The 21,534-nt window shown below is 40.4% G+C and carries 21 protein-coding genes; 15 read left to right on the forward strand and 6 right to left on the reverse strand.

Annotation, left to right across the window (positions count from 1 at the left end; all coding sequences use genetic code 11):
• Window positions 1-16: 16 nt before the first annotated feature.
• From GQR54_RS11725 to GQR54_RS11735, 3 genes are read right to left on the reverse strand one after another with little or no spacing between them, the layout of a single operon-like run.
• Entirely contained in the window at window positions 17-1,204 is a 1,188-nt protein-coding gene (locus tag GQR54_RS11725; protein WP_166377790.1) for a VWA domain-containing protein, read from the reverse strand.
• Between the two features lies 1 nt (window position 1,205).
• On the reverse strand, window positions 1,206-2,054 hold the full coding sequence (locus GQR54_RS11730) for a MoxR family ATPase (protein WP_166377792.1): 849 nt from the start codon (window positions 2,052-2,054) through the stop codon (window positions 1,206-1,208).
• 52 nt (window positions 2,055-2,106) lie between these two features.
• Complete coding sequence (locus GQR54_RS11735; RefSeq protein WP_165728443.1) at window positions 2,107-2,346, reverse strand: DUF1653 domain-containing protein; 240 nt, start codon at window positions 2,344-2,346, stop codon at window positions 2,107-2,109.
• Between the two features lie 60 nt (window positions 2,347-2,406).
• Between GQR54_RS11735 and GQR54_RS11740 the strand changes: the two genes are divergently transcribed.
• The 11 genes from GQR54_RS11740 to rpoS all read left to right on the forward strand — a co-directional run bounded on the left by GQR54_RS11740 (window position 2,407) and on the right by rpoS (window position 9,992).
• Window positions 2,407-2,886 carry a DUF2947 domain-containing protein gene (locus tag GQR54_RS11740; protein ID WP_165740820.1) on the forward strand — a complete coding sequence of 160 codons (480 nt, stop codon included), beginning with the start codon at window positions 2,407-2,409 and terminating at the stop codon, window positions 2,884-2,886.
• Window positions 2,887-2,960: 74 nt separating this feature from the next.
• Window positions 2,961-3,596, forward strand: coding sequence for a hypothetical protein (locus GQR54_RS11745; protein WP_166377794.1), 636 nt, complete (start codon window positions 2,961-2,963; stop codon window positions 3,594-3,596).
• A gap of 37 nt (window positions 3,597-3,633) precedes the next feature.
• Window positions 3,634-3,921, forward strand: coding sequence for a cell division protein FtsB (gene ftsB, locus GQR54_RS11750; RefSeq protein WP_007584772.1), 288 nt, complete (start codon window positions 3,634-3,636; stop codon window positions 3,919-3,921).
• Window positions 3,911-4,612: a 2-C-methyl-D-erythritol 4-phosphate cytidylyltransferase gene (gene ispD, locus GQR54_RS11755; protein ID WP_165740818.1), complete on the forward strand. Its 702-nt coding sequence runs from the start codon at window positions 3,911-3,913 to the stop codon at window positions 4,610-4,612. Before ftsB ends, ispD begins: the two co-directional genes overlap by 11 nt.
• On the forward strand, window positions 4,609-5,106 hold the full coding sequence (gene ispF, locus GQR54_RS11760; protein ID WP_165740817.1) for a 2-C-methyl-D-erythritol 2,4-cyclodiphosphate synthase: 498 nt from the start codon (window positions 4,609-4,611) through the stop codon (window positions 5,104-5,106). Before ispD ends, ispF begins: the two co-directional genes overlap by 4 nt.
• Entirely contained in the window at window positions 5,103-6,155 is a 1,053-nt protein-coding gene (locus GQR54_RS11765; protein ID WP_166377796.1) for a tRNA pseudouridine(13) synthase TruD, read from the forward strand. The genes ispF and GQR54_RS11765 overlap by 4 nt, the downstream gene beginning before the upstream one ends.
• Window positions 6,136-6,900 carry a 5'/3'-nucleotidase SurE gene (gene surE, locus GQR54_RS11770; protein ID WP_166377798.1) on the forward strand — a complete coding sequence of 255 codons (765 nt, stop codon included), beginning with the start codon at window positions 6,136-6,138 and terminating at the stop codon, window positions 6,898-6,900. The genes GQR54_RS11765 and surE overlap by 20 nt, the downstream gene beginning before the upstream one ends.
• Window positions 6,890-7,528, forward strand: a complete 639-nt coding sequence (locus GQR54_RS11775; protein ID WP_007584780.1) for a protein-L-isoaspartate(D-aspartate) O-methyltransferase — start codon at window positions 6,890-6,892, stop codon at window positions 7,526-7,528. Before surE ends, GQR54_RS11775 begins: the two co-directional genes overlap by 11 nt.
• A 9-nt stretch (window positions 7,529-7,537) precedes the next feature.
• A complete protein-coding gene (locus GQR54_RS11780) occupies window positions 7,538-8,116 on the forward strand; it encodes a YqaA family protein (protein WP_007584782.1) in 579 nt (192 codons plus the stop codon).
• Window positions 8,117-8,157: 41 nt separating this feature from the next.
• A complete protein-coding gene (locus tag GQR54_RS11785; RefSeq protein ID WP_166377800.1) occupies window positions 8,158-8,982 on the forward strand; it encodes a peptidoglycan DD-metalloendopeptidase family protein in 825 nt (274 codons plus the stop codon).
• Window positions 8,983-9,017: 35 nt separating this feature from the next.
• Entirely contained in the window at window positions 9,018-9,992 is a 975-nt protein-coding gene (rpoS, locus tag GQR54_RS11790) for an RNA polymerase sigma factor RpoS (RefSeq protein WP_166377802.1), read from the forward strand.
• Between the two features lie 252 nt (window positions 9,993-10,244).
• Here the strand turns inward: rpoS and mutS are convergent, their stop codons facing one another.
• Window positions 10,245-12,830, reverse strand: coding sequence for a DNA mismatch repair protein MutS (gene mutS / locus GQR54_RS11795; protein ID WP_165728454.1), 2,586 nt, complete (start codon window positions 12,828-12,830; stop codon window positions 10,245-10,247).
• Between the two features lie 21 nt (window positions 12,831-12,851).
• Between mutS and GQR54_RS11800 the strand changes: the two genes are divergently transcribed.
• Window positions 12,852-13,340 (forward strand): CinA family protein, encoded by a 489-nt coding sequence (locus GQR54_RS11800; protein ID WP_101217726.1) that lies wholly within the window; start codon window positions 12,852-12,854, stop codon window positions 13,338-13,340.
• A gap of 68 nt (window positions 13,341-13,408) precedes the next feature.
• Window positions 13,409-14,452, forward strand: a complete 1,044-nt coding sequence (gene recA / locus GQR54_RS11805; RefSeq protein WP_024591486.1) for a recombinase RecA — start codon at window positions 13,409-13,411, stop codon at window positions 14,450-14,452.
• Window positions 14,453-14,835: 383 nt separating this feature from the next.
• On the opposite strand, the gene GQR54_RS11810 is transcribed toward recA, so the two are convergent.
• Both GQR54_RS11810 and GQR54_RS11815 read right to left on the reverse strand, forming a co-directional pair.
• Window positions 14,836-16,959 (reverse strand): TonB-dependent siderophore receptor, encoded by a 2,124-nt coding sequence (locus GQR54_RS11810; protein ID WP_166377804.1) that lies wholly within the window; start codon window positions 16,957-16,959, stop codon window positions 14,836-14,838.
• A 225-nt stretch (window positions 16,960-17,184) separates the two neighbouring features.
• The gene (locus GQR54_RS11815; protein ID WP_166377806.1) at window positions 17,185-18,351 is read right to left on the reverse strand and encodes a DcaP family trimeric outer membrane transporter; all 1,167 of its coding nucleotides are present in this window, start codon (window positions 18,349-18,351) and stop codon (window positions 17,185-17,187) included.
• A gap of 440 nt (window positions 18,352-18,791) precedes the next feature.
• On the opposite strand from GQR54_RS11815, the gene acs reads away from it, so the two are divergent.
• The gene (gene acs, locus GQR54_RS11820) at window positions 18,792-20,732 is read left to right on the forward strand and encodes an acetate--CoA ligase (protein WP_166377808.1); all 1,941 of its coding nucleotides are present in this window, start codon (window positions 18,792-18,794) and stop codon (window positions 20,730-20,732) included.
• Window positions 20,733-20,836: 104 nt separating this feature from the next.
• The gene (locus GQR54_RS11825) at window positions 20,837-21,487 is read left to right on the forward strand and encodes a response regulator transcription factor (protein ID WP_166377810.1); all 651 of its coding nucleotides are present in this window, start codon (window positions 20,837-20,839) and stop codon (window positions 21,485-21,487) included.
• Window positions 21,488-21,534 lie beyond the last annotated feature (47 nt).

Genomic DNA, 21,534 nt, shown 5'->3' on the forward strand with positions numbered 1-21,534 from the left:
CTTTTTAAATATAAATTTAACTCAGTTCTTTTATCGCTCTGCTTATTCCATCTAAGCTCAGTGCATACATGCGATTGTTCATTAACTCTTTTATAAAGCTAATCGATTGATAGTATGGCCAGTGTTCAACGGGTTGTGGGTTGAGCCAGGCGACTTTATCAAAGTGGTTTGTGATTCTTGATAACCAGGCACTGCCGGGCTCTTCATTGTAGTGTTCTACCGAGCCGCCCGCATAAGCTATTTCGTAAGGGCCCATAGTGGCATCGCCAACAAATATTACTTTATAGTCGCTGGTAAATTTATTAATCAGCGTCATGGTGTCTATTACGTTTGAGTGGCGCCGCGCATTGTCTTGCCAAACGTGCTCGTATAAACAGTTATGAAAGTAGTAAAACTCTAAGTGCTTAAACTCACTGTGGGCGGCGCTAAATAGCTCTTCGCAGGTATGAATGTAGTCATCCATTGAGCCGCCAATATCAAATAGCATCAACACTTTTACGGCATTATGGCGCTCGGGTGCCATTTTTACATCAAGCATGCCACCCTGTTTTGCAGTAGCGCGAATAGTCTCGTTTAAATCTAGCGTGTCGCTTGCGCCAGTGCGGGCAAATTTACGCAGCTTTTTAAGGGCGAGTTTAATAGTACGCGAGCCAATTTCGCGATCGGTATCAAGATTTTTATATTCTCGTTTATCCCACACTTTTACCGCTTGGCGATTACGGTTGCCGTCTTGCCCTATACGCACGCCTTCTGGGTTGTAGCCATACGCACCAAAAGGTGATGTACCGCCAGTGCCCACCCATTTATTGCCGCCAGCGTGGCGTTTTTGTTGCTCTTCTAAACGCTCTTTTAGGGTTTTCATAAGCTCGTCGAGTCCGCCCATAGCTTTAAGTTGGGCTTTTTCTTCATCGCTTAGGTTTTTTTCAAACTCTTTACGTAGCCAATCTTCCGGCAAGTTGTGTTGTTGCTTTAAGCTCTCGAGCAAATCAAGGTCGGCAATCCCACTAAAGTAGTCGCTAAAGGCTTTGTCGAATCGGTCAAAGTGCGTTTCGTCTTTTACCATTATGGTGCGTGCTAAATGGTAAAAGGCGTCTACATCGGCAAATATAACGCCTTTTTTTAAGGCGTTAATTAAGTCGAGTAACTCGCGTAGACTTACTGGTAAACGGTATTCCCGTAGTTTGAAGAAAAACGCAATCAACATCTTAGCGACGACTCATAAACGCGAGTTTTTCGATTAGGCTTATATCTTGCTCATTTTTAAGTAATGCGCCAAACATGGGCATTAAGCCACCTTTTTTAGCTTTATCGTGCAGTGTTTTAGCGTCAATGTCCTCTGCCATTAGTAATTTAAGCCAGTCGAGTAATTCGCTGGTGGATGGCTTCTTTTTAAGGCCGTTTGCGTCACGCAGGTTAAAAAATACTTCAAGTGCTTGGCGTACTAAATCCTGTTTAACGTTAGGGTAGTGCACGTCAATAATTTGCTGCATTTCGTCGCTGGTAGGAAAATCAATATAATGAAAAAAGCAGCGGCGTAAAAATGCGTCCGGTAATTCTTTTTCGTTATTTGATGTGATGATCACAATAGGGCGCTCTTTTGCGACAATGCGCTCGTTAGTTTCGTAAACATGAAACTCCATTTTATCAAGCTCAAGTAATAAGTCGTTTGGAAACTCTATGTCGGCTTTATCTATTTCATCAATTAAAAGCACTGGGCGTTTACCGTGTAATTCTGCATGAGTAAATGCTTGCCAAAGCTTACCTTTAACAATGTAGTTACCAATATTGTGTACACGCTCGTCACCTAATTGACTGTCGCGCAGGCGCGAAACCGCATCGTACTCGTACAAGCCTTGCTGCGCTTTAGTAGTCGATTTTATATGCCACTGAATAAGTACTGTATCTAAGCTTTTAGCTAACTCCTCAGCCAGCATAGTTTTACCTGTGCCGGGTTCGCCTTTAATTAAAAGTGGTTTTTCGAGCATAATGGCCGCATTTACTGCCTGTTTTAGCGAGCTGCTTGCGATGTAATTGTCAGTAGAATTAAATTGCACGGTGTACCCTTGTCTGGTCTGAGGAGTAAGTTATTTTGTTATAATGCCATAGTTAAACGGCAGGTCCAAGGTAGGCAAAACGCGGTATGACCTCTCCATCTTTTTCAATGGTTTCTAAAAACATACTAAGTGGACGTGCCCAGATTCCAAATTCACCATAGAGTGCTTGGTAAATCACAAGTTGTTCCTCGGTTTCGCTATGGGTGGCAACGTGAATAACTTTGTATTGCGGCCCTTTGTAGTGTTGGTACATACCTGGTTTGAGGGAAAGTGGTTTTATTGCTGTAGTCATGTTTTGATCTCTTGTATAATTTGGCTTTGCACTTTTAATGTTAACTAATTTGCCAACACTATGAACTATATTTCTTTAGATGATTACAAAAAGGCGTGGGTTTTTCGCCACAAAGATTTACCTGTATCTGATGAAGACGCAGCAAAAATAAAGCCTATGGGCGATGAGCGTGCAGCCGTACTTTGGACAACCATGGTGAGCCGTGAGTTTGATCACCCAGATTTTTTTGAAGACACCGATTGGTGCGGACAAGAAAAAAGCTTTAGCCAAGAAGTAGATTGGCAAGATGCGTGGGAAAATGGTGATGCGCAACCACCAGAAGCAATCTTAACGTTTTTAGATTGGGAAGCTAACACCACTGTTTATTTTTGTATGGCACGCGATAATATTATCGAAACAACATTTGATGTATTTAAACGCAATTGGCAAAACTTTATGTTTTTAGCTGATGGCAGTTTGCTGATTGGTAAAAAGCGTAATACGGTTGTGCAATTTTTAGAATCAGGTAAAGCAAAATTAGGTGAAAAGCCAAGCGCTTAATTAGTGCGCTGCGCTTAAAAAATATTCAATACTGTGTTATAAAACATTTACCTGAATATTTTTTAGTACAGCTTTTGGTCGCTAAAAATCAGTCACTTGGTGCTCAGCAGCAAGTTGAAATTTGGCAAACTGATGCACAAAAAGTGTTGTATGCACAATTGTGTAATGCGTTTTATCAGCGTGAGGTTCAGCGATTAGTTGCAGAGCCTAATGCCGATAAACTGCGCCGCCAGTTAAAAAGCCTACCTTATTATATTGAGCGAGCGGCAACGTTAGTTGCCAATGGTGACACGCCTTTTACGCTTGATGCACAAAATAGTACGTGGCTTGAAAAGCAAAAACCGACCCCACCCGATGTGAATGTTCAAGCTAATGAACTTTTTTATCAAACGTATGCCAAAGTGGGGCTTATAGTGCCCGTTATATTGCATGGCTACGATCAGGTGCGTCTTAGAATAGACAGTATCGATCAGTTAGGCGAAAATAAGCTGCATTGTAACGAGCTTGGTTGGTTTGATTTTTTAGGAAGTGGGCTAGAGCAGCAAAATGCTCAGCTAATAAAGCCAAGTAAAGTGAGTTTAACCGCTGCATGTTGCGGGCATCAGTGGCAATTTTCGAAGCGTTGTATGCCACGGGTTTTATCACTACGCGAAATGCTTTTAGCGGGTAGTATTAATTGGCGCAATTTTAAGCGCCCCTTAGCGTATTAAAGTTAAGGTATTTGGAATTTAAAATAAGGAGTGTTAAATGCGTATTTTTCAAGTTGGCTTACTGTGCTTAGCACTGTTTGTACAATACAGATTATGGTTTGGTCATAATGGTTTACAAGACTACACACGGCTAAAAGGTGCTGTAGCGTCGCATCAAGAAACCAACGAAAAGCTCATTAAACGTAATAAAGTACTTAAAGCAGATATTGAAGACTTAAAGCTTGGCCAAGAAGGCATTGAAGAGCGTGCACGCAACGAATTGGGAATGATTAAACCGGACGAAACATTTATTCGTGTTTTACCGGGCAAACAATATGACAAATAAACAGACTATTGCAGCAATTGTACCAGCTGCGGGCGTTGGCAGTAGAATGCAGCACAATGCGCCTAAGCAATATATACAATTAGCCGGTAAAACCATTTTAGAACACACCTTAGCTAAACTTTCTCAATTATCTCAATTACGCACTATTGTTGTTGCCCTTAGCGACAGCGACCCCTATTTTGACGAACTCCCAACACTTGATAAGCGCATTGTTCGCGCCAGTGGCGGTAAAGAGCGTGCAGATTCAGTACTCAATAGCTTACTTTTTTTAGCGCCCAATCCTCCAGCATGGGTGCTTGTACATGATGCTGCGCGTCCGCTAGTTAATATCAGTGATATAGAACGTTTAATTGATGAATGTATACGCGCTGATGAAGGCGGTATTTTAGCTAGCAAAGTAAAAGACACCATAAAACGCGGCCACACTCATGCCCTACAAACTGTGCCACGAGACGATTTATGGCAAGCACTTACCCCGCAGTTTTTTAAATATGACGAGCTTAAAAATGCACTTCAAGGCGCATTAGCAAGTGGGGCAACTATTACAGACGAAGCAAGTGCAATTGAATGGGCGAGTAAGCCAGTAAAGCTTGTAGCAGGTCGCAGCGATAATATTAAAATAACCACGCCAGAGGATTTAGACTTGGCTGGGTTTTTATTACATAAACAACAAAACGAGAGTGCATTATGATACGAATTGGCCATGGTTTTGACGTACATAAATTTGGCGGCGAAGGCCCGTTAACTATTTGTGGTGAAAAAATTGATTATCCACAAGGCTTTTTAGCGCACTCAGATGGCGATGTCGCTATTCATGCATTATGTGATGCTATTTTAGGCTCGCTTGCAATGGGTGATATTGGTAAGCACTTTCCGGATACGGCTAGTGAGTATGAAAATATCGACAGCCGTATTTTACTTCGCCATGTGGTGAGCTTAGCTAAAGAGCAAGGTTATGTAATTGGCAATGGCGATGTGACTATTGTTGCACAGGCGCCAAAAATGCTGCCACACATTCAAGCTATGCGTGCTAATTTAGCCAGCGATTTAAATTGTAACCTTAGCCAAATTAACGTTAAAGCCACTACTACTGAAAAGCTAGGCTTTGAAGGGCGCAGGGAAGGTATTTCGAGCCATGCAGTGGTTATTATGAGTAAAGAGTCTATGAGTACAAAAAACGCATGAGCGATTTAAATTATTTATACGGTGCTCCGCTTTCTAAAGCTGATTTTAAAACCACCGCTGAAGACTTTATGGTTGATGAAGACCTAGGTATAGAATTTACAGGCAGTGGCGAACACGTGTGTTTGCAGGTGGTTAAAAAAGGCGAAAATACGCAATATGTTGCCAAGCTAATTGCGCAGCGTGCGGGTGTTTCACCGCGAGACGTAAGTTACGCCGGCATGAAAGATCGCCACGGTGTGTGCTCACAGTGGTTTAGTGTAAAAGTACCGATTAAAAAGCCTATCGATTTTAGCGATTTAAATAGCGAGAGTATTTTTATTGTGTCGCAACAGCGCCACGACCGTAAATTACGCACGGGCTGCCACAAAGGTAATAAATTTACTATTACGCTTCGTAACGTAACCAAGCCCCTTGATATTTTATGCCGCATTAACGCAGTACGCGCAGGTGTGCCTAATTACTTTGGCGAACAACGATTTGGGCATGGCGGTCATAACTTAGTTATGGCTGAAAAAATGTTTGCCGGTGAGCGCATTCGCGATAAAAAACTGCGCGGTATTATTATTTCAGCAGCGCGCTCTCATGTGTTTAATCAAATAGTAAATTTACGTGTTAAAGAGCATGGTTTAGCTAAAACAATGCACCGTGAAGTATTTATGCTCAGCGGCAGTAATGCATTTTTTGAAGATGCAATTAACGACGAAAACATAGAGCGATTAGCCACTGGCGATATTATGATGTCGGCACCTATGGTGGGGAAAAGCGAAAAAGGTTTAACCGAACAAGAAAAAATCTGGCTTGAACCTTTCCAAACATGGTGTGATGGCTTAGGTGAGTTAGGCCTTAAAAATGAGCGCAGAATGCTGCGTTTAATTCCGCAAAACTTAACGGTTGAGACCATAGATGAAACCAGTTTAAAGCTGAGTTTTGGTTTGCCAAAAGGGTGTTTTGCAACCGCATTATTACGCGAGCTGGTGGATTACACAGATGCAAGCCCACGAGAGCGCAAAGAGAAGGATAATGACATAAATGAAGATACTGTTAAGTAACGATGATGGCGTAAATGCTAAAGGCATTGCGGTTTTATATCAGGCGCTTATACAAATTGCAGACGTAACCCTTGTTGCACCTGATCGCAACTGTAGTGGCGCAAGTAATTCTTTAACATTAATGAACCCACTACGAGCGACTACACTCGAAAATGGTTTTATGTCGGTAAATGGCACACCTACTGATTGTGTGCATTTAGGTGTCAATCAGTTAGCTAATGAAAAACCAGACCTTGTTGTTGCTGGCATTAACCATGGTGCCAATTTAGGCGACGATACGCTTTACTCTGGCACCGTTGCAGCTGCAACTGAAGGTCGTCATTTAGGCTTACCTGCAATTGCGGTATCGCTTTGCTCACATAAGGGCGAGCATTTTGAAACAGCCGCTGCTGTTACCGTAAATATTATTAAAGGTTTGGCTTCGCATCCGCTTCCAAAAGATCAAATAATAAATATAAATGTGCCAGATATTCCATTAAGTGAATTAAAAGGGGTGCAAGTAACTCGTTTAGGTGCTCGTCATAAAGCAGAAACCATGACCAAACAAACCGATCCTTGGGGTCGAGATATTTATTGGTATGGGTCGCTGGGCATAGAAAGTGATGCAGGTGAGGGTACCGACTTTTATGCAATCAATAACGGTTTTGCTTCAGTTACGCCATTAAGTGTTGATATGACAGCCAAAGACAGCCTAAAAGCAGTAGGAGACTGGTTAGCCGATTTGGAGATTAATCGTGCTCGCTAATTATACCCGCAGTGCAAAAGCGCTATCTGACTTACTAAAGCGCGAAGGCGTTGAAGATACACAAGTACTGAGTGCTATAGCTGATATTCCGCGACATATATTCGTAGACGATGTGCTAAAACACAAAGCTTATGAAAATACGGCGCTACCTATTGGGCAAGGGCAAACTATTTCCCAGCCTTATATAGTAGCGCGCATGACAGAGCTACTTCGCTTAGCTGGTGTACGCAATAAAGTGCTGGAAATTGGTACTGGCTCTGGATATCAAACTGCAATATTAGCCAAAACGTTTACAAAAGTTTATTCGGTAGAGCGTATTAAAACGCTTCAGTGGCAGGCAAAGCGTCGATTGCAACAACTCGATTTATATAATGTAACCATGAAGCATGGTGATGGTTGGCAAGGCTGGCAATCACAAGCACCTTTTGATGGTATTATAGTGACTGCTGCGGCCTCTAAAGTTCCGCAAGACTTACTTGCTCAGTTAGCCGATGGAGGCGTGTTATTAGCGCCCATTGGTGAGAGCGATCAAAAATTAGTAATGGTTATTCGCGAAGGCGATAATTATAAAGAGCATGTTATTGCTCCCGTTAGATTTGTGCCGTTAGTACCTGGCGATATTGAATAGGAATTCATTTTGAAGTTGTTTACCAAGTTATACGATATGGCCCTAGTGTGGGCAAAGCACCGCCATGCGGAACGTTATTTAGCTGCAATGAGCTTTGCAGAGTCAGTTTTTTTTCCAATACCGCCCGATGTAATGCTTGCACCTATGTCGCTTGCGCAACCCAAAAAAGCATGGCGTTTTGCAAGTTTTGCCACAATAGCATCGGTTGTTGGTGGAGTAGTTGGTTACTTGCTTGGGTTTTGGCTATTTGAACCCGTTGTTGAGCCATTGATTGCACAAATGCACTGGCAAGAAAAGTTTGATATCGCATTAAATTGGTTTAAAGATTACGGTGTTTGGGTTGTGTTTTTAGCTGGTTTTTCGCCGATACCATATAAAGTATTTACCATTGGCGCAGGTGTTTTACAAATGGCATTTTTGCCATTTTTACTCGCATCGGCGATTGGACGTGGTGCGCGATTCTTTTTAGTTTCAGCCTTAATGAAGTGGGGCGGGGCTAAAATGGAAGCAAAATTACGTCAATATATTGAAATACTTGGTTGGGGATTAGTGGTATTAATTGCGCTAGCGTACTTTTTATTGCGTTAAGCGTTAAAAATATCAATTGTCTAATTTGGGAGAAAAATACAATGAATAAACAGTTTTTACTGTATGTGACTATATTTGTTGGTGTTTTTCTTTCTGGTTGCTCTTCTCGCCATGTTCCTGCGCCTGTTAGCAGTCTAAATAATAATGTTAACGATTTAGGTCATACTATTAACATTAATGGAAGCAACTATAAAGTACAAAGAGGAGATACCCTTTATTCTATCGCCTTTAGTGCTGGGCAAGATGTTAGATTACTTGCAAAAAACAATTCAATTCCATCACCTTACACTATTTTTCCTGGGCAAAATATCTCCTTAATCCCCAAGCCTGAAAAAATAAAAAGGGATGAAAAATATACGAATTCGAGTAAAAAGTCTACAAAAAAAACACAAAAAAATAACATAATATTAAAGAAAGAGCTTGATCCCCCAAAACAACGAGAGTATGTTCAGAAACAAGCCAGTAACAAAGTTAGTAATACTAAACGTTTGTCGAGCAGTAAAGTTAAATGGTTTTGGCCCGCAAAGGGCAAAATTACCAAACGCTTTTCTAATAAGGAAAACGGTTATAAAGGTTTACAGATTACTAATCGCAAAGGGGCTTCAGTCTTAGCTGCGGCACAAGGAACAGTGGTATACGCGGGTAACGCTCTACGAGGTTATGGTAGTTTAATCATATTGAAACATAATGATGATTACCTAAGTGCTTATGCACATAACTCAAAATTACTTGTTAAAGAAAAGCAGAAGGTTAAGGCAGGACAAAAAATAGCAGAAATTGGTAATTCAGAATCTCCGGTCACCGCGCTTCGCTTTGAAATTCGCTACCGAGGGCAAGCTGTCAATCCTGCTAAATACCTACCCTAATTTTTAGGTATTGATAATTGCTCGGGAGAAGGCTTATGGCTAGCGCAGCAAAACTTAACAAACACACTACGACTGACGAAAAATTCGATAATATTGATGCTGATGAAAGCACAGCGTTACTAGAAAAAGTAGAAGACGATGAAATCTTTGCAAAAGAAGAAGTAACTAAAAATCTTGACGCAACCCAACTTTATTTAGGCGAAATTGGTTTTTCTCCTTTGCTTAGCGCAGAAGAAGAAGTGTTTTTTTCTCGCAAATCACTTCGAGGTTGTGAAGCCTCACGCAAACGTATGATTGAAAGTAACTTACGTTTAGTTGTTAAAATAGCACGCCGTTATAATAACCGTGGCCTTGCTCTACTTGATTTAATTGAAGAAGGTAACTTAGGCCTAATCCGAGCCGTTGAAAAATTTGACCCTGAGCGTGGCTTTAGATTTTCTACTTACGCTACGTGGTGGATACGTCAAACAATCGAACGTGCCATTATGAATCAAACTCGCACCATCCGCCTACCAATACATGTGGTTAAAGAGCTTAATGTTTACTTACGTACAGCGCGTGAATTAACTCAAAAACTTGACCATGAACCAACAGCTGACGAAATTGCAGCTTGCCTAGACAGACCCGTTGAAGACGTAACTAAAATGCTACGTTTAAACGAGAGAATAGCATCAGTAGACATGCCGATTGGTGGTGAAAACGACAGTGTTTTACTTGATATCATTCCTGATGAAAAAAGTGCTGGCCCTGAAGGCGAAGTACAAAACAATGATATTAATAAGCACATTGTAGATTGGTTAGGTGAATTGAACCCTAAACAACGCGAAGTGTTAGCACGTCGATTTGGATTGCTTGGCTACGAGCCATCTACACTTGAAGATGTAGGCCGCGAAATAGGCTTAACACGTGAACGTGTAAGACAAATTCAGGTAGAAGCATTACGTCGTCTAAAAGACATTTTGCAACAAGAAGGTTTAAGTACAGATAGCTTGTTTAATCAGTTTTCGTAACAGCTTAAATAATTTAAAAGACTATGTGTGTTAAAAAGCCGAAGAATTTATTCTTCGGCTTTTTTATGCTTGTAAATTAGATGATATAAATTATACCAATCTGCTTATATACGGGGTCTATTTAACGTTAAGGAAATTACGCTAGAACTAGGCAAAAATTTTTGTATCTAGTTGTTCTAAATAAAAAATTTCTAACGACGTTATAGTGCAATTTAATTCGTTAAATTGATCAAAGATTTATGCAGGTTGGTATTACAACAATGCTTTTAGTTTATATAATAAATCGTGCGCTTGGCGTGGCGATAAATTATCAGGGTCAATTGCGCTTAATTGTTCTTCTACTTCAGAAGGGGCACTTTGTGCAATTTCGTTATTAAAAGTAAAGGCTTGTTGCTCTGTATTTGGTGCAGTAACGCTTTGATGATTTTCAAGTAACTTAAGTTTTTGCTTTGCTTGTGCAATCACAGCTTTAGGAACTCCTGCAAGGGCAGCTACTTGTAAGCCAAAGCTTTTACTTGCAGCGCCGTCGAGAACTGTATGCATAAAGGCGATTGTATCGTTATGCTCTATTGCATCAAGGTGCACGTTTACCAGACCTGTTGTTTGTTCAGCAAGTTCTGTTAACTCAAAGTAGTGCGTTGCAAACAATGTTTTAGCTGATATTTTTGACGCTAAATGATCGGCTGTTGCATACGCAAGCGAGAGCCCATCATAGGTACTTGTACCACGACCAATTTCATCCATTAATACCAAAGACTGCGCCGTGGCATTATTTAAAATAGTCGCTGTTTCGGTCATTTCTACCATGAAGGTTGAGCGACCTGATGCTAAATCATCGCTAGCACCAATACGTGTAAATATGCGATCAATATTACCTATTTTAGCGCTGTCTGCAGGTACATAACTGCCAATGTGAGCCATTAGTACAATAAGTGCTGTTTGGCGCATATAGGTTGATTTACCGCCCATGTTTGGACCCGTAATAATCAACATTTTACGTTGGCTGTTTAATTCAACAGGGTTAGCAATAAACGGTTCTTTCATTACTTGTTCAACAACAGGGTGACGACCTTGCTTAATGCTTATATTGTCGTTATCGCACAGTTCTGGTTTTGCATAATTGAGTGCAAATGCACGTTCGGCCAAGTTATTTAACACGTCTAAATCGGCCAGTGCTGCTGCCATCATTTGCAGCTGTTCAATATGTGGAGCGATAAATCTGAACAGCTCTTCGTATAGTTGCTTTTCAAGCGCTAAGGCTTTTGATTGGCTACCAAGTACTTTATCTTCGTGCTCTTTAAGCTCAGGAATAATATAGCGTTCGTTATTTTTGAGCGTTTGGCGACGAATGTAGTCGGCTGGCACTAAGTGGGCATTGGCGCGGCTTACTTCAATAAAAAAGCCATGTACTCGGTTATAACCAATTTTAAGCGTACTAATACCCGTGCGTTCGCGTTCACGTAACTCTAGTTGATCAAGTACATCGGTTGCACCTTTACTTAAGTTACGCCACTCATCTAGTTCGCTGTTGTAACCAGGGGCAATAACGCCACCGTCACGAATAAGTACCGGTGGATTTTCTATCACTGCACGTTCTAATAACTCTTGTAAATCAGGGAGCTCAGGCGAGTGCTTGATAATACCCGCTATACGAGGATCGTTAGCATCGCCTAACAAAGTGTGTAGTGGCGCAAGTGCTTGTAATGCGCTGCGAAGGCGAGTTAAATCGCGCGGGCGAGCAGTACATAAAGCTAAGCGTGCAATAACACGCTCTACATCACCAATCTCTTTTAATGATTCGTGTAATTCACCGCACAGTTGTACATCTAAAATAGCGCTAATTGCATTTAAGCGTGAATTTAGCTCGTCTTTATTACGTACAGGTGTATGAATACGGCGCTTAAGTAAACGAGAGCCCATAGGTGTTGCTGTTTTATCAAGTACCTGGGCAAGTGTATTTTCAAACCCACCTGATAAATTAACGGTAAGTTCTAAATTTTTACGGGTTGCGGCATCTAAAATAACAGCGTGTTCGTTGTGCTCAAGCGTAATTGCACGAATATGTGGCAGTGCAATACGTTGTGTATCTTTTACGTATTGCATTAAACAACCGGCAGCAACAAGCGCGCTGTGGGCTTTATCAACACCAAAACCAACTAAATCTTTAGTACCAAACTGATCGCATAATAAGTGCTGAGCCGTATCTAAGTCGAACTCCCACTCTGGGCGGCGGCGGGCACCTTTTATATGCTCAATTAAATGAAAGTTTTCAAAGCTTTCGCTATACAGAAGTTCTGCCGGAGCTAAGCGCTGAATAGTTGAGCTAAAGGCTTCGTCGGTGTTAACCTCTACAACGTTAAAGCGACCAGAGTTAATATCAAGGTACGCGATACCGTACAGACCTTTTTTACTTTGCCAAACGCTAGTAAGAAGATTGTCTTGTCGTTCTTGTAAAAGCGCTTCATCAGAAATTGTACCAGGTGTAACTATACGAACAACTTTTCGATCGACAGGGCCTTTACTGGTTGCAGGGTCACCCACTTGTTCACAAATAGCGACTGATTCACCCATTTGGACTAGGCGTGCTAGGTAGTTTTCTACTGCATGATAAGGTACGCCAGCCATAGGGATAGGATCGCCACCGGCTTTACCGCGATGAGTTTGCGAAATATCGAGTAATTGAGCGGCGCGTTTAGCGTCATCAAAAAAGAGTTCGTAAAAATCGCCCATACGATAAAACAATAAAATATCGCGATGCTCTGATTTTATTTTTAGATACTGCTGCATCATAGGGGTTTGTTGTTTTATAGTGTGTGGTGCATAAAGATCAAACGACATGTATTTACCCAAAGGCTGAATATGGAATTACATCAAGAGATTAAAACACTTGCTGCGCAATTAGGCGCTATTTTAACGGATAAATGCTTATGGATCACTAGTGCTGAGTCATGTACTGGTGGCGGAGTGAGTTATGCCCTTACAGATACGCCCGGAAGCTCTGCTTATATTGACCGTGCATTTGTGACTTACAGCAACCAAGCAAAGCAAGATTTGCTAAATGTAAGTGCAAGCACATTAGCAAAGTACGGTGCTGTGAGCGAACAAACAGTGCGTGAAATGGCATTAGGTGCTATTAAAGCAACAAATGCAAATATATCTATAGCTGTATCGGGTATTGCAGGACCTGGCGGGGCAACTGATGGCAAACCTGTGGGACTTGTGTGGTTTGGCATACAAATTAATGACAAAGTACTGACCTTTAAACAAGTATTCTCTGGCGATAGGGCTCAAGTTAGACTGCAAGCTATTGTATTTGCATTGAAAAGTGTAATAGATGAGATAAAATAAAAAAATTAGCTTGATACTGTGATTTCATACAGTATACTTGATTCCATTAGCTGGATTTGGAGAATAAAATGAACGATAACAAACAAAAAGCGTTGGACGCAGCACTATCACAAATTGAACGTCAATTTGGTAAAGGCTCAATTATGAAATTGGGTGATAACAAAGCGTTAAACATTGAATCTGTATCTACAGGCTCATTAGGTATTGATATTGCTTTAGGCATAGGTGGTTTACCTATGGGACGTATTGTTGAAGTATACGGACCTGAGTCATCTGGTAAAACAACGCTTACTTTACAAGTTATCGCAGAAGCACAAAAAGAAGGCAAAACATGTGCCTTTATTGATGCTGAGCATGCTCTAGATCCAGTATATGCCCAAAAATTGGGTGTAAATATAGATGAATTATTTGTATCTCAACCAGATACAGGTGAGCAAGCACTAGAAATTTGTGACATGTTAGTACGCTCAAGCGCAGTAGATGTTGTTGTAATTGACTCGGTTGCTGCACTAACACCAAAAGCTGAAATTGAAGGCGATATGGGCGATTCGCACATGGGCTTACAAGCACGTTTAATGTCGCAAGCATTACGCAAGCTTACTGGTAACATTAAACGCTCTAACACGTTGTGTATTTTCATTAACCAAATCCGTATGAAAATTGGTGTTATGTTTGGTAACCCAGAAACAACAACGGGTGGTAATGCACTTAAGTTTTACGCATCGGTACGTATTGATATTCGTCGTATTGGTTCTGTTAAAGAAGGCGATGAAGTTGTTGGTAACGAAACTCGCGTTAAAATTGTTAAAAACAAAGTAGCGCCGCCGTTTAAACAAGCTGAATTTATCATCATGTATGGTGAAGGTATTTCTAAGCAAGGCGAGCTAATTGACCTAGGCGTTAAGCATAAAATTGTTGAAAAAGCAGGTGCTTGGTATAGCTACTGTGGCAACAAGGTTGGCCAAGGTAAATCTAACTCAATTAAGTTTTTGAAAGAAAACCCAGAAATTGCAGATGAGATTGAAGGCAAGTTACGCGAAATGCTTTTATTAAAAGCAACTATTGAACCAGATGATGGTGAAGATAAGTTGGGCGATGACGCTGATCTTTAACAGCCTCAAAATGAGTTTTTAAGCTTGATTTGACCCGAGCTTTAAAAAGCGTTAATCAGTAATGATTAGCGTTTTTTTGTTATTAAAAACTTAAAGTAGATAACCTGAGCTCTGGATAATAAATCTATCTCGAGCAGCTATTTTCAGCGCTAACTGCGTTGAATTTACTTACAATAGGCCAGCTATTGACGCGTAAATTCGCCTTGTTTCCACTGAAAATCTCTGGCTAGAGAAAATAAATTTAAATACCACTATGATTCAATACGTTAGTAAATCTCTTAACCAGAGTTTAGGTTAGATAAAAATAAAAACGACACATTAAAAATGTGTCGTTTTTTAATTTAACCTGCAAAAATCTACAGCCTTTAATTAATCAAATATATTTATAACTGCCAATTTACAGATAGAGCGTAGTTACGCGGTGCACCGTAGTAACCTTGTTCCCAGTATAGGCTGTGCAAATATTTTTCACCTGTGGTGTTATTAACGTTGAAAGTGACTCCTACGTTATCTGTAATTTTGTAAGTGGCCATTAAATCAAGTAACCCGTATGCATCTTGGTTGGTAGTAACACTTGCAATACCATTAGCATCGCTAACTTGTACTCGACTAGTTGAATCCTGCCAGCGGTAATTTGCACCAAATGATAAGCCATCAACTAAAGGCACTTGGTAGGTTGCGGCCACTTTAAGTTGGTTTTCTGGTGTGTAATCTTTTACTAAATCATCACCATCAATATTTAAATTACTAAAGCTAATACTTGCACTTAAATCATCTGTAAATTTACCACTTAACTCTACTTCAAAACCATTACTACTAATGCCATCAGCTGCATAATAACGCGTATCACTTGGTAATGAGTTAGCTATAGCAACAGCAAGGCCATCTTGTTTTGCATCAAAATAAGCAAACGTTACAAATAACTGGTCGTCTAGAAGCTGTGCTTTGACACCTATTTCGCTACTTTTACCAGTAACAGCAGGTAGTTGATTGGCATTTATATCTAGTTCTTTTTGCGGTACAAATGTTTCTGTATAGCTTGCATAAGCCGATAGAGATTCGTTAAAGTCGTACACTGTACCAATGTACGGTATTAGCTCAGAGTCATTACGTGTTTGAGCAACACCGTACGCTGTACCTTTTGTTTCCCAATCTGTATAACGCACGCCAGCAAGTACACTTAAAGGTTCACTTAATCTGATACGAGTTGATATGTAAGCTGATTTTTGCTCATTTGTTATATTGCTTCCATTTACGCCATCAGCAAGTGTTGCTTGTGGCATTACCCCATCCCACGTTTTAAGTGATGGCATTGCCGGAAAGCCATTGCCTGTGGTGTAATCGTAAAGAGACTGCTCGGTGTAATCCATTTTTGCTTGGCTAACACCAAATGATAGATCGTGCTCTTGACCAAATAAATCAAATTTACCACTGGCATATAGATCAAATAAATCATGCTTATCTTCGTAATCATAACGGCTTGCATAACCGGTTAAACCAAGCTCAGTGTCTTTATTTGGTGTACCGTATACGTAGAACAGCTCTGAGTCTTGCTCGTTTTCAATGTGAGCATAGCGCGCTCTAGCCACCCATGTTGCTGATAAGTTTTGTTCAAGCGTTACATATACTTGCTCTGCACTGTTATCCCAGTAAGACCAATCAGCAGCAGTACTGGTTGATTCGTCATAGTCGGTTGGTGAGCCGTCGGTGTAATAAAGAGGTAGTGCCCCCCAAAGTGGGCTATCAGCATCTTTTTGTTGGTTAACGTAGTTAACGCTTAATAATGTGTTGTCGGTTAATTTGCCTTCGTAGGCTAAGTAAATAATTGTTTTATCTGTTTCGTAACGATCTAAGTATGAATCCGCTTTTTGTTTTGTAAATACAGCTCTTACAGCGTGTTCTTCATTAATAGGGGTCGATACATCTAAATCTAATCGTTTTTTATTCCACGAACCATATGACACAGACGCATTAGCTTGTGTGTTATATGTTGGTTTTTTTAAAACCATATTTACAGTAGCAGAAGGATTACCCGCGCCGGTCATTAAGCCATTAGCGCCACGCACAATTTCAACGCGGTCGTAAATTGATGTATCAAGACTTCCTTGAATAGAGCCTGAGCTTTGTGGAATACCTAATCCATCAACTTGAAAGTTAGTAATTTCAAAACCACGAGCTTTAAAGTAAGTACGGTCGGTTTCTATTTGCTCTACTGTTACGCCTGGCGTGCTTTCAAGTACTGAGTTTATATCGTCTAGTGAAAAGTCGTCCATTAGTGCGCGTGATACAACAGAGATTGACTGTGGTGTTTCTTTAATTGTTAAACCTAATTTAGTGGATGATTGCGCTTCTTCTGTTATGTAGTTTTTATGATGCTGACCATACACTGCAATTTTTTCTAGAGGTTCATCTTTTGTATTTGCTTCATCGGCAAATGCATAGCCAGATAAAATTAAAGAAGTAGCAAAGCTTAGTTTAGATAAACGCAAAACTTGAGGGGACGACATAAGTTTTTCCAGTTAGTTCAAAAAGAAGTGCGCAATTTAATCTAAATGATATTGATTTGCAATCGTGTTTATGGGTTTTTATCTATAATTATTCTGTTTTATTGAATTTTAAGGTCATATATAAAGATTATAGGTACGGATTAACGAATTATATAGAACGGCGCTTAATTTCACTTATAAAAAAAGCGGCCTAGGCCGCTTTATAAATTAATTAGGTTTTTACTATTAAAAAGAGTATTTAACGGAAAATTGTAAACGGTCTAAATCGCCATCTACGCCATTTTCGGTTTCACGTTCAGCATGCTTTAGTTCAGCACCAAACGTTAAACGTTTAACGGGTGAGTATAGAATATTTGCGCTGTAGCTTTGGCTTGATTCTGTCGGATCGCCAGAAATAGCTAATAAATCAGTGTTGTTATCAGCGCTAAAGAATGAGTATAAGAACGTGGAGCGCCATTTGCTTGTCCATTTGTGCTGGTAAGCAACAAAACCAGAAGTTGAGTCAATCGCATCTAGTTCATCGCCATTAAGTACTGCGCCGTGAGCAACGTTTAAGCCTACGTAACGGCCTAAGCCTTTACCTTGCGTAAGCATAAATTTAAGGTTGTCTTCACCAAGGTTTATTTTACCTGAAGCACTTACACCAAACGATGTTTCATCGGCATCAACACCGCCTACCTTATAAGTAAGTTGACGTGCAAGTGCGGCAACAACAACATTACCCCAATCTGCTTTGTGCGTATAACGAGCTGTAAAATCAGGTAATGATGCATCATCAGTAACTACCATACCGCCAGCCGTAGAAATTGTACTTTCTGGATTTTCTAATGAGAAAGACCATGCGCCAGTGGTATATTTAATTTGCGATTGACGGACAAACACAGTGCCTTCAGCTGGGCCTACAAAATCAAGTGTTTCAGCAAGTGCGCCTACATTTTGGAAGTTAGACCACGTTTGACCAAATAACCAACCATCGTAAGTAACAAACGCGTGGCGAATACGTGGTGCATAAGAGTTTGATACACGTTCATTTCCGCCAGTTGCAGAGGCTAGAAAGTCAATTTCAATTTTAGTTTTTACGGTCTTACCGTTATCCATTAACGTTGAAGTACCAAAGTTAAAACGTGATTCACGTGCATGCATGTCAAATACAGCATCTGAGCTGTTATCGTCGCCAACTGTTAGTGTACTTGGTACGTAAAAGTCGCGGCCTACGTTTGAGCCTGCAGGCGCACCCGCTGAATAATCACTCCACATAGAGTCGAGTTTAATGTATCCACCGTAAGTAAATTCGGTATCACCAATTTTTGCAGCAGTTGCCGCGTATGCAGTACTTGATAGTGCACATAGTACAGCGCTTGCTGCCAATGTTTTTAATGGGGTAAATTTCATTGTGGTGTCCTTTATAGGCTACTTGTTGTTTGTTACTTTTTTTTTCATGTAAGGTTGTATTACTTGCTACGAGTATTACTTACGAATAAAAAGGGTGTTAATTTAGCTTTTCAATACACATATTGTTTTCATTCGTTAAATAAAGATTTTAGTAAGTACTACAGTAAATACGTTTATTACAGTACCGAACACTGTTGAATATGTGCAATATTTACTCAATTACCTATTGGTCTATAAGACTAAGGTTTTAGAGTAGATAAGTTTGTATTTACTTACATTTAACGCGTTGTATTATTTATGTAAAAAAATTGAAAGCAGAAGGATTATAAACTACAAATGAGCAAAATGAAGAGGAATACAACTAAGGTCTAATACTTAATAAGGCACTGCTGAGTAATCCTTGATAAGAGCCTAAGGCAAGTAATTTAATGGAGACGAAGATGTCACAAAGTATCTATCCAGTTCCGACGCATATTAAAGATGCGACTCTTGTAGATAAAAATAAATATAATACGCTTTATAAGCAATCTATTGATGACCCTGAAGGTTTTTGGGGTGAGCATGGCAAACGCCTCGATTGGTCTACTCCTTACACTAAAGTTAAAAACACATCATTCGACAAAGGTCACATAAATATTAAATGGTATGAAGATGGCTATTTAAATGCTTCGTACAATTGTATTGACCGCCATCTAAAAACCAAAGCCGATAAGGTTGCGCTTATTTGGGAAGGTGATAGTCCATCTCAAAGCGAGAATATTACTTATCAGCAGCTGCATGATGAAGTTGCTAAGTTTGCTAATGGCTTAAAAAAGTTAGGTGTGCAAAAAGGTGATCGCGTAGCGATTTATATGCCTATGACGCCACAGGCTGTGTATGCAATGCAAGCCTGTGCACGTATTGGTGCTATTCATTCTGTTGTATTTGGTGGCTTTTCACCTTCAGCGATTGCCGACCGTATTAGAGATTCGGGTGCTAAGGTTGTTATTACGTCAGATGAAGGGCGCAGAGCGGGTAATTGTGTACCACTAAAAGCAAACGTTGATGAAGCTGTTGCACAAGATACTGTGACTTCAATTGAACACGTTATAGTACATCAATTAACAGGCGGCGAAGTTGATTGGAATGAACATGACATTTGGTGGCATGACCTAGTTGCTGATTTACCAGCGCAGTGTGAGCCAGAGCCAATGAATGCTGAAGATCCGCTCTTTATTTTATATACGTCAGGATCGACCGGACAGCCAAAAGGTGTTGTGCATACCACAGGTGGTTACTTAGTTTACTCATCAATGACACACGAGTACGTATTTGATTTAAAAGAAGACGATGTGTATTGGTGTAGTGCCGATGTAGGTTGGATCACAGGCCACAGCTACATTGCATACGGACCACTGGTAAACGGTTGTACGCAAGTTTTATTTGAAGGTGTACCTACGTACCCAACAGCTGGGCGCATGGGTGAAATTGTTGATAAACACGGCGTTACTATTTTATATACTGCGCCTACAGCAATCCGTGCATTAATGGCGAAAGGTGATGAGCCAATTGCCTCGTCAAATCGCGATAGTTTACGTATTTTAGGTTCGGTTGGTGAGCCAATTAATCCTGAAGCGTGGACGTGGTATTACGAGAGTATTGGTAAATCTAATTGCCCGATTGTTGATACGTGGTGGCAAACAGAAACCGGTGGCATTATGATCACGCCATTACCAGGTGCTACTGATACAAAACCAGGTTCTGCAACACATCCATTTTTTGGTATTGCTCCTGCATTATTTGATGCTGAAGGTAATACACTTGAAGGTACTGTAGATGGTAACTTAGTTATTTTAGATAGCTGGCCATCACAAGCGCGAACTGTTTACAACGATCATGAGCGTTTTGAGCAAACTTACTTTAGTGCCTACCCAGGTGTGTATTTTACAGGTGATGGTTGTCGTCGTGATGAAGATGGTTATTACTGGATCACAGGTCGTGTAGATGATGTGCTTAATGTATCTGGTCATCGATTAGGTACTGCAGAGATTGAAAGTGCTCTTGTATCACACCCAGCAGTTGCAGAAGCTGCAGTTGTAGGTTACCCGCATGACATTAAAGGCCAAGGTATTTATGTTTACATTACGCCAAATGAAGGCGTAACAGTCAGTGATGAGTTAACCAAAGAGGTACGTAACTGGGTTCGTAAAGAGCTTAGCCCAATAGCATCACCAGATATGATTCAATGGTCTCCAGGTTTACCTAAAACGCGCTCAGGCAAGATTATGCGTCGTATTTTACGTAAAATCGCTGCAAATGAGCACGAACAACTTGGTGATACGTCAACGCTTGCCGATCCCTCTGTGGTCGATGAACTAATCGAGAACAGATTAAATCGTTAAATGTGCGTTAAAAACTTGATTACAAGTTGATTCTAAACGTAGTATATCGGCTGTCAGTAATGGTTTTATACCTAACTGGCAGCCGAATTTATTAGGAGTGAACCATGAGTCAGTTTTTAATAGCGGACGACCATCCGTTATTTCGTGAAGCACTAAAGGGCGCACTGAGCGCAAAATTTGAAGGTTTAGAGGTTTTTGAATCATCCGATTTTGACAGCACACTGCAAGTGTTAAGTGAGCAAGAGGATCTTGATATATTACTGCTAGACCTTCACATGCCAGGTAATGGTGATTTATATGGTCTTATTCGTATTAGAGAAGAGTACCCAAGCTTACCTATTGCCGTTGTTTCGGGTAGTGAAGACACTAATATAGTTTCTAAAGTAATGGGTTACGGCGCTATGGGTTTTATTCCTAAATCATCATCGTCTGATGATATTGCCAGTGCAATAAACCAAATACTTGAAGGCGATACTTGGCTACCAGTAGAATTAAAAAATAAAGTAGCTGAAATTGAAAGTGAAGACAAAGAAATTGCAGCGCAAGTTGCCTCTCTTACGCCTCAGCAGTATCGTGTTTTACAGTATTTACACGAAGGCTTACTCAATAAACAAATAGCGTATGAATTGCACATTTCTGAAGCGACCATAAAAGCACATATCACCGCTATTTTTAGAAAACTTGGTGTATACAACCGCACACAAGCTGTACTTATTGCCGCTAAGTTAAAATTAGAACCTATCGAGCAAACGTAAGCTAAATTTAAGTACTAAAAAAGAAGCTTAAGCCTCTTTTTTAGTAC

This window comes from Pseudoalteromonas sp. Z9A4 (genome assembly GCF_011378845.1).
In the GTDB taxonomy this organism is placed as follows: Bacteria; Pseudomonadota; Gammaproteobacteria; order Enterobacterales; family Alteromonadaceae; genus Pseudoalteromonas; species Pseudoalteromonas arctica.

Coding starts and splice junctions, on each gene's coding strand:
- GQR54_RS11725 (WP_166377790.1), bottom strand. CDS start 1,204: ATGTTGATTGCGTTTTTCTTCAAACTACGGGAATACCGTTTACCAGTA.
- GQR54_RS11735 (WP_165728443.1), bottom strand. CDS start 2,346: ATGACTACAGCAATAAAACCACTTTCCCTCAAACCAGGTATGTACCAA.
- GQR54_RS11740 (WP_165740820.1), top strand. CDS start 2,407: ATGAACTATATTTCTTTAGATGATTACAAAAAGGCGTGGGTTTTTCGC.
- ftsB (WP_007584772.1), top strand. CDS start 3,634: ATGCGTATTTTTCAAGTTGGCTTACTGTGCTTAGCACTGTTTGTACAA.
- ispD (WP_165740818.1), top strand. CDS start 3,911: ATGACAAATAAACAGACTATTGCAGCAATTGTACCAGCTGCGGGCGTT.
- ispF (WP_165740817.1), top strand. CDS start 4,609: ATGATACGAATTGGCCATGGTTTTGACGTACATAAATTTGGCGGCGAA.
- GQR54_RS11765 (WP_166377796.1), top strand. CDS start 5,103: ATGAGCGATTTAAATTATTTATACGGTGCTCCGCTTTCTAAAGCTGAT.
- surE (WP_166377798.1), top strand. CDS start 6,136: ATGAAGATACTGTTAAGTAACGATGATGGCGTAAATGCTAAAGGCATT.
- GQR54_RS11785 (WP_166377800.1), top strand. CDS start 8,158: ATGAATAAACAGTTTTTACTGTATGTGACTATATTTGTTGGTGTTTTT.
- rpoS (WP_166377802.1), top strand. CDS start 9,018: ATGGCTAGCGCAGCAAAACTTAACAAACACACTACGACTGACGAAAAA.
- mutS (WP_165728454.1), bottom strand. CDS start 12,830: ATGTCGTTTGATCTTTATGCACCACACACTATAAAACAACAAACCCCT.
- GQR54_RS11800 (WP_101217726.1), top strand. CDS start 12,852: ATGGAATTACATCAAGAGATTAAAACACTTGCTGCGCAATTAGGCGCT.
- recA (WP_024591486.1), top strand. CDS start 13,409: ATGAACGATAACAAACAAAAAGCGTTGGACGCAGCACTATCACAAATT.
- GQR54_RS11810 (WP_166377804.1), bottom strand. CDS start 16,959: ATGTCGTCCCCTCAAGTTTTGCGTTTATCTAAACTAAGCTTTGCTACT.
- GQR54_RS11815 (WP_166377806.1), bottom strand. CDS start 18,351: ATGAAATTTACCCCATTAAAAACATTGGCAGCAAGCGCTGTACTATGT.
- acs (WP_166377808.1), top strand. CDS start 18,792: ATGTCACAAAGTATCTATCCAGTTCCGACGCATATTAAAGATGCGACT.
- GQR54_RS11825 (WP_166377810.1), top strand. CDS start 20,837: ATGAGTCAGTTTTTAATAGCGGACGACCATCCGTTATTTCGTGAAGCA.